This is a genomic window from Prevotella amnii CRIS 21A-A, assembly GCF_000177355.1.
Classification (GTDB): domain Bacteria; phylum Bacteroidota; class Bacteroidia; order Bacteroidales; family Bacteroidaceae; genus Prevotella; species Prevotella amnii.
Genome location: NZ_ADFQ01000038.1, coordinates 1 through 2,261, shown reverse-complemented (window position 1 = coordinate 2,261; position 2,261 = coordinate 1). Strand labels below are relative to the sequence as shown.

General features: G+C 36.4%; 3 protein-coding genes and 1 pseudogene. 2 read left to right on the top strand and 2 right to left on the bottom strand.

Annotated features, from left to right (window positions below):
• A partial coding sequence (locus HMPREF9018_RS03770) for an IS982 family transposase (protein WP_008448355.1) occupies positions 1-444 on the top strand: 444 nt, incomplete at its 5' end.
• Between the two features lie 91 nt (positions 445-535).
• Here HMPREF9018_RS03770 and HMPREF9018_RS03765 read toward each other — a convergent pair.
• Both HMPREF9018_RS03765 and HMPREF9018_RS03760 read right to left on the bottom strand, forming a co-directional pair.
• Positions 536-934 carry a fibrobacter succinogenes major paralogous domain-containing protein gene (locus HMPREF9018_RS03765; protein WP_157794583.1) on the bottom strand — a complete coding sequence of 133 codons (399 nt, stop codon included), beginning with the start codon at positions 932-934 and terminating at the stop codon, positions 536-538.
• Positions 935-1,138: 204 nt separating this feature from the next.
• Complete coding sequence (locus HMPREF9018_RS03760; RefSeq protein WP_008448358.1) at positions 1,139-1,756, bottom strand: S1 family peptidase; 618 nt, start codon at positions 1,754-1,756, stop codon at positions 1,139-1,141.
• Between the two features lie 118 nt (positions 1,757-1,874).
• On the opposite strand from HMPREF9018_RS03760, the pseudogene HMPREF9018_RS03755 reads away from it, so the two are divergent.
• Positions 1,875-2,261: pseudogene (locus HMPREF9018_RS03755) on the top strand (IS982 family transposase); the annotation flags it as partial.

The window sequence follows — 2,261 nt, the reverse complement described above, 5'->3', positions numbered from 1 at the left end:
AACTTGCATTTGATTTGCAATGAGAAAGGAGAGATTCTCAACTTTATGATAACGCCGGGAGATGTTAATGGCCGTAAGCCTTTGGAGTACAAAGCTTTTATAGAGTTCATACAAGGTAGGCTGGTCGGTGACAAGGGGTACATCAGCAAGAACCTCTTTCAAAGGCTTTTCGTTGACGGAATACAACTTATTACCAAATTGAAAACTAACATGAAAGGAGCTTTAATGAGTGTTTCAGACAGACTTTTACTCAGAAAAAGAGCCATTATAGAAACGGTGAATGATGAACTTAAGAACATTGCACAAGTGGAACACTCCGGACATAGATGCTTTGACAATTTCATCGTCAACTTATTAGGGGCTATTGCTGCCTATTGTCTGTTTCCAAAGAAGCCGTGCATCAATCTGCAAAGGACTATTGATACACAGCTGGCTTTGTTCTGAATTCGTCGAACTCACGTTAGATAACTATATTTGCAGTTGTGCACTTTTGTTTGACAACGTACAACATGGAGTTGTCCATATGGTATACTTATCACTTGAAGACTGGGCGAATAGAGTAACCATAATATCTAAGCCCATGGTCAAAGACATTTATTACATTAGAATCAAATGCGATCGACCAAGCTCTGTTTGAAGCAACCATATTGGGAGACGCAGTCCAATATCCCCCACTGTCACCCATCATTAGTTTGTTACTACTTTGAAGATATCCTGCTGCTGGAAGAAAAATCTTAGCTCCATTTATTTTGCTAATTCCTAATCTTCCATTGATTTCTGTATTCCCATAATTGGGTACCCACTCCCAATTGCAGTTGTCTATTAACTCTTGGGCCTGTTCGCCAGAAGGTACTCTCCATCCTTCACCCAAAATATAGGCAGCAGCATCATAATTATCTGCCAACACGCTTCTTATATTAATGTAGTCTCCCATTTTTAAGGAATAGATGTCCAAGTCGTAAGTCTCACAGGTTCTTCCGACATAATTGTTTTTTGCAGAGGTATCACCCCAAGCAAAATAATCTCCAAATTCGGTGGGTTTTTCAGCTCCAATGTTACACGCCGCCCATTTTGTCCCAGAAGGGAGTCTAAGATCAATTAATTCCATTTTGTTTATTATTTTAATTATTTTGAGTTTTTATATTGTCTTTGCATTATCAATAAGAGTCAGAACAGCATTTATCTTTAAGAATGAGCATATTATATCCTCATCTTTAAGATTAAATACTTGCTTTTCTTCTTCGCTCAAACTCTTTTGTTTTATAAGTTCCTTAACAACTGCACCTCCATGCATAATGCCAATAACATGCTTGTCCTTTATCAGAGGACTTCCACTGCTTCCCTCATGTCGATAGCATTTACAATGGAAATAATTGCCTTCCACTTCACCAAGAGCATATGCAGATTCTATATCAATTTCATATTCTTCATTATCATTGTTCCCTTCTTTTTTATGTAAGCAATAGCTTTCTAAAACATCGTCTTTTTCTGGCGTATAATCTAATATAGAAAAACCACCTTCAATATTGTTGAATTTAAAAAAGGCTAAATCAATAAAGTTAGGGTCATTATCTCTACCTCTCCCAACATATGCTGGCACTACTTTATCGAATTCTACTTTTTCCCCGTCTATTATTACATAAGCATTGTCATTTTCTCTTAAAATATGAACAGCGGTGATAAAATAGTCATTCGCTAAAAATCCATGACCAACTTGTTTTTCACCTCTTATTATAGGATATATATATTGCTTCATGCTACTTTTATTTTAACGTGAGTTCGATGAATTATAAATGTCTATAAATTTGGTGATTAACGAAATTTGCTGTAATTTTAAGGTGTTGATATACATAGAATTACAAACAAAAATCGCTATGATCACCGAAGACAAAGTTACTGAAATATTTTGTATGGCAGACGATTTCTGCAAGTTTTTTGATGCTATGACAACAAAATATACGCTAAAACCTACCGGAAAAAGAAAATATCATCGAAGTTCCACGATGTCAAAGGCCGAAGTCATGCTGATAATGATTCTTTTCCACGACTCCGGTTATCGCTGCTTTAAACATTTCTATCTTGAAAAAGTATGTAAGCATCTTCGCCATCTGTTTCCAAAAGTTGTTTCTTATAACCGTTTAGTAGAATTGGAAAGGGATGTAGTCATACCCTTAACCTTGCTTATCAAGAAGGTCCTCTTGGGAAAATGCACGGGCATAAGCTTTGTTGACAGTACACCATTGCGTGTCTGCAAAAACCAG